General features: G+C 68.8%; 4 protein-coding genes. 1 reads left to right on the top strand and 3 read right to left on the bottom strand.

The features are described 5' to 3' along the window. Positions 1–747, bottom strand: a 747-nt coding sequence (locus ACIRDX_RS20200) for a DUF1254 domain-containing protein (protein WP_396627239.1), incomplete at its 3' end; no start/stop codon positions are given. Positions 748–847: 100 nt separating this feature from the next. On the opposite strand from ACIRDX_RS20200, the gene ACIRDX_RS20195 reads away from it, so the two are divergent. Further along, a complete protein-coding gene (locus tag ACIRDX_RS20195; protein ID WP_396627238.1) occupies positions 848–1906 on the top strand; it encodes a LysR family transcriptional regulator in 1059 nt (352 codons plus the stop codon). Positions 1907–1995: 89 nt separating this feature from the next. Here the strand turns inward: ACIRDX_RS20195 and ACIRDX_RS20190 are convergent, their stop codons facing one another. Beyond that, positions 1996–4365 carry an arylsulfatase gene (locus ACIRDX_RS20190; protein ID WP_396627237.1) on the bottom strand — a complete coding sequence of 790 codons (2370 nt, stop codon included), beginning with the start codon at positions 4363–4365 and terminating at the stop codon, positions 1996–1998. 185 nt (positions 4366–4550) lie between these two features. Next, the coding region (locus tag ACIRDX_RS20185) for an L-rhamnose/proton symporter RhaT (RefSeq protein ID WP_396627236.1) at positions 4551–5396 on the bottom strand (846 nt) is incomplete at its 5' end.

The raw sequence follows: 5396 nt of genomic DNA, 5'->3' as shown, positions 1-5396 counted from the left end.
TTCCCAGTACGCCATGCCGCGCGGCTGCTCCCCGGACCACTTCCGCCCGGCGGGCGACACGTGCCGCGTCTGCGGCGGGTTCTCGCGCTGGCTGTACGGGTAGATCCGCAGGGCCGCGATGGTGGCCCTGGCCTTGGCCGGGTCCGGATCGAGCGCACGGTGTGCCGACCACATGTTCACCGTGGGCGAGCGGAACACGTAGTAGCCCGCCGGGCGCATGTCGGGATCGTCGGGGCCGAGAATCAGGTACTTCCCGCCGGCGCCCTTGTCGGGTCCCGTCTGGCCCGAGTCGGTGATCGGCCGCTGCCAGAAGTCGGTGAAGCCGCCTGCCGTCGGACCGGCGGGCACCTCGAACACCAGCGGCCCCGTCTCCTTCAGGTTCGGAAACGCCATGATGTACGGCGTCGTCGCGTTGGCCGTGAGCAGGCCGAGCTTGTCCGTGAACGTGAGGTAGTCCACGTAGTCCAGCTTGCCGGCGCCGAACTTGGTGAGGTGCTCCTGTTGCCACTGCTGCATCGCCATCAGCGGCAGGGCCCAGAGGTAGGCCTGGCAGGCCCGCTGGAAGTCGAGGTCGTCGAAGATCTTCCTGACCGTCGGGTCGGTCGGGTAGCCGTTCTTCAGTTCGAGTGGCCCGAGCCGGGACGCGACGACGCCACTCGTGGGCAGGGCCTGGGCGCCTGCCGTGGTGGCGGCCATGGCCCAGGCGAGCGTGGCGGCGATGAGGTGTCTGGCTGGTCCGGTCTTCATGCCCTCGATACTAGAGGTCGGTCCAGCATTTACCAAATGAATGGTTTTAATCTGTTCGATTAACTCCATCTATATTTAGTGCGTGAGGTGACTGAGGATGGTGCCGTTCGAACTCCGACTCCTCGAGCAGGCGGTGGCCCTCGACGCGCATCGCAGCTTCACCCGCGCCGCCGCGGCCCTGAACCAGTCCCAGCCGACGCTGAGTCATGCCATTCGGCTCCTGGAGGACCGGACCGGCGCGCCGCTCTTCCATCGGGGACGCCGCGGGGTCGAACCCACCGACCTGGGGCGCGTCTTCCTCGAACGCGCGCGCGACATCCTCGCGCGCGTCCAGGACCTCGATCGCGAAACCAGGCTCGCGCACGGACTGCAGAGCGGCTCGCTGTCGATCGGCCTCGGCCCCTACGCCGCGGAGGTGCTGCTCCCGGTGGCGGCGCCGCGGTTCGTCGCCGCCCATCCGACGGTGCGCGTCTCGATCGAGATGGGCACGGCGGAAGCACTGTTGCGCGGGTTGAGAGGGCGGCAGTTCAGCTTCTTCGTGGCCGACACGAGCGTGCTGAGCGAGGAGGACGACCTGGACATGTCGCTGCGCCTGGCGCCCATCGGCGGGTACGTGGTGGGGAGGAAGGGACATCCACTCGCACTGGCGGCCGACCGCGGCGTCGCGGCAGCGTTCGCCTACCCGTTCGCGATGGTGTCGTGGCTACCGCCGCGCGTCCTGCAGCCCATCCTGAACGCGCAGGAACTGCGGCGACGCGAAGGCCACCCGATCTTCCCGGTGTTTCCCGCCGTCACGTGCCCGTCGGTCGACCTCGCCAAGCGCATCGCGGCGGAGTCGGACGTGCTCGTGTTCACCTCGCTGGGACTGGTGCAGGAGGAACTCCAGGCCGGGAGGCTGACGCCCCTCATGGCCGTGCCCTGGCTCAAGACGGAATGGGCGGTCGTCCGCCTGCGCAATCACCCGCTCACGCCGCTCGCAGGTGCGTTCGTGCAGGAACTGCAGCGCCGGCATGCCGAGGTGCTCGAGACCGAGGCGGGGCTTGCGGAGCAGTGGGGCTCGGGAGTGGCCCCCCCGGCCCCGACCGCCGTGCGCAAGGGCACGGGACGACGAGCCGGTGCGTCGGTGAAGCGCATTCGAGAGGGAAGAGCGTCGACGTAAACGTCGACGCCCACGAACCAACGCGCAGCGCCCAGGCATGGGCGCGCGCCACGCCCGCCAACTGCCGACTGCCGACGCCCGACTGCCGTCTACTTCACCTCGACAACGATCTTGCGGAGCGTGCCGGTGAAGCGGTTGGTCACCGCCTTGTAGTCGTCGGTCACCGGGGTCTCATCGTCGATGCCGACGGTGGCGCCCTCGTCGGGCGAGAAGACGTTCGGGATCGTCTTCTCGATGCGCCCCTCGCCGACCTTCGTGCCGTTGACGGTGAGCGTGCCCGTGCCGCCCTTGCCGCGGCCGCCGCCGTCGTAGGCGAAGTCGTAGCGGATCGTGACCGGCCCCGCCGGCAGTGGCGCGGTACCGGCGACGCTGTAGATCTCGCGACCCAGCCAGTTGTAGGCGTACATCGGCCGGCCATTCTTCACGTACAGGCTCCAGCCCGAGAAGCGGCCGCCCTGCGCGAGGATCACACCGTCGCCCTTGCCGTCGATCGTCGCGGTGATCGAGTGCGAGCGGTTCTTGACGTTGATGAACGCGTTCTCGGCCATCGCCACGGCGCCGGGGTATAGCGTGAGCGACGTGCGGCCGCCCATCAGGTCGGGCCGGCCGGCGACGGCCGGGTCCATGCGCTCCACGCTGCGGTCGTCGATCGGGAGCACCTGGTACTTGCCGGCCTCGGTCAGGAACAGCGCCTGCAGTTCCTTCAGCTTCTCCGGATTGCTGGCCGCGAGGTTGGTCGAGCCGCTGAAGTCCTCCGAGACCCGGTACAGCTCCCACGTGTCGGCGGTCAGCGACGCGCGCGGCTTCTGCTCCCACGGCGCGCGGTGCACGGTGCCGGCGAACCAGCCATCGTGATAGATGCCGCGGTTGCCGCCGATCTCGAAGTACTGCGTGGTGTGGGTGCTCGGCGCCGCCGCGTTGCCGAACGTGTAGAGCAGACTGGTGCCCTCGATCGGTCGCTGCGCGATGCCGTTCACGCGCGTCGGCTGCGGCACGCCGGCGGCCTCGAGGATGGTCGGGGCGATGTCGATCACGTGGTGGAACTGCGCGCGCACGCCGCCCTTGTCCGTGATGCGCTTCGGCCAGCGGATCACCATCGGGTTCTGGTTGCCGCCGAACGACGAGGCCACCTGCTTGCCGTACTGGAACGGCGTGTTACCCGCGATGGCCCAGCCGGCAGCGTAGTGCGCGTAGGTGTTGGGGCCGCCAAGCTTGTCGATCATCTGCAACTGGTCGCCCAGCGACTCGGGCGTTGCGTTGAAGAAGGCCATCTCGTTGACCACGCCGCCAAGGCCGCCCTCGGGGCTGGCGCCGTTGTCGCCGACGATGTAGACGACCAGCGTGTTCTCGGTCTCGCCGAGTTCGTCGAGCGCGGCGAACAGGCGGCCGATCTCCTCGTCGGTCTGCTCGCCGAAGCCCGCGAAGACCTCCATCTGTCGCGCGAACAGGCGCTGTTCGTCCTTGCTCAACGCCGTCCAGTCCTTGATCGCAGCCGGCTTGGGCGCCAGCGTCGTGTTGGCGGGGACGACGCCCAGCTTCTTCTGGCGCGCCAGCGTTTCTTCGCGATAGGCATCCCAGCCGCGATCGAAACGGCCGGCGTACTTCTTGATGTAGGACGCGGGCACGTGGTGTGGGGCATGCGTGGCGCCCGGCGCGAAGTACATGAAGAACGGGCGGTCGGGCGTGAGGCCCTGCTGCTGACGCACCCAGGCGATGGCCTGGTTCGTCATGTCGGTCATGAAGTGGTAGTTCGGGTCGGCGGGCGCCTCGATGCGCGTGAGGCCGTCGTACAGCGTCGGCGCCCACTGGTTGGTCTCGCCGCCGATGAAGCCGTAGAACTTGTCGAAGCCCGAGCGCGTCGGCCAGCGATCGGTCGGCCCCGACGGGCTGACCTCCCATGGCGCCGTCTCGTGGTACTTGCCGAAGGCGCCGGTGCTGTAGCCGTTCAGGCGCAGGATCTCGGCCAGCGGCGTGATGCTGTTGGGGCGGTTGCCGCTGTTGCCGGGAAACGCCGTCGCGATGTCCATCACCGCGCCGGCATTGGCCGAATGATGATTACGCCCGGTCTGCAGGGCGACGCGCGTCGGCGAGCAGAGGGCTGCGACGTGGAAGTTGTTGTAGCGCAGGCCGTCGGCCGCGAGGCGGTCGAGGTTGGGCATCTCGATGGCGCCGCCGAAGGTGCTCGACTGGCCGAAGCCGAAGTCGTCGAGCAGCACCACCACCACGTTGGGCGCATCGGCGGGCGCCTTGACCTCGAAGCGCGCCGGTGGCGTCGCCTTGCTGGCCTCGAGTTGCGTGCTCGCCGGGTATGACGGGTCGGCGATGGGCAGCACCGTCCGGTCGAGGCCAGCGCTCGCGCCTGGCGCAGCTGCCGGCGCCTGTGGCGCTTCAGGGGCGGCGGCGCAGGCGCTGGCAGCGCACAGCGCGAGACTCAGGTACCAGCGTGTCGAGCGCGTCACGTCTCCACTCCTCCTGCGGGCCACGCCCCTCGTCACAACGACGACCGGGCGGCCACTCGGACTTCGCGTCCGGTGACGAGGCTAGCCGGAGGGTGGTGTGGGCACTACTGGCAGAAATGACAGGACGGGGCGGCACCCCGTACCCGGCACCCGGTACCCGGTACCCGGTACCCGGTACCCGGCAACTATGGCGTTGCGCCCAGGTAGTTGCCGTAGCCGACGATGAGGGTGGAGAGCAGCAGCGTGGCGACGCCGAGACGCAGCAGTCGCATCGCCTTCGGGCTCGCGCCGCGCCACTCCTTCAGGAACACGCCCCAGATGGTGGCGAAGATGATGATGCTCGCCATGTGCAGCGTCCAGCTCGAGAACTTGTACGCGCCCATCTGCGTCTCGCCCATCGAGTAGAAGAAGAACTGCAGGTACCACAGGATGCCGGCGGCGGCGCTGAACACGTAGTTCCAGAACAGCGGCACGGGCGTCGGGTCCTTGCGGCCGTCGGTCGGCACGTGCGTCGGCGGTCCGCCCTCGCCGAAGGCCGCGGCGAGCGCTGCCGGGGGCGAGGACTCGCGAATCTCCGGGCTCACGTACTGGAAGCCGGTGCCGTTCTTGACGTTCAGGTACAGGCACCACGCGGCGTTGGTCACGAAGCCACCCGCGAGCACCACGACCAGCACGGGCAGGCCCTGCCAGATCGTGTCGGTGCCGTGCTGCAGCGTGATCGCCTTGATCGGGTTGCCGCTCGCCAGGCCGAACGCGAAGCACGCGCTGAACACGCCCGAGACCGCGGCCACCATCACGCCCTTGCGGAAGTCGAACTCCACGACCTGTCCGAGCTTCTGGTCGGCCGGCAGTTCCAGTTCCTTGGTCCGCCCGGCCAGCCCGGTGATGAAGACACCGGCCAGGCACGCCGCCACGCCGAGCAGGATGATGTTGCCGTGCACCGGCGTGATCAGCTTCTCGGTGAACTCGCCGAGGTACCACGGCTCGGCGAGCGTGCCGACGACCGCGCACCACCCGAGCACCATCGCCAT

It is taken from the genome of Luteitalea sp., assembly GCF_044337415.1.
Classification (GTDB): Bacteria; Acidobacteriota; Vicinamibacteria; order Vicinamibacterales; family Vicinamibacteraceae; genus Luteitalea.
The sequence above is the reverse complement of the archived record's forward strand: the minus strand, read 5'-3'. Positions and strand labels throughout refer to the sequence as shown.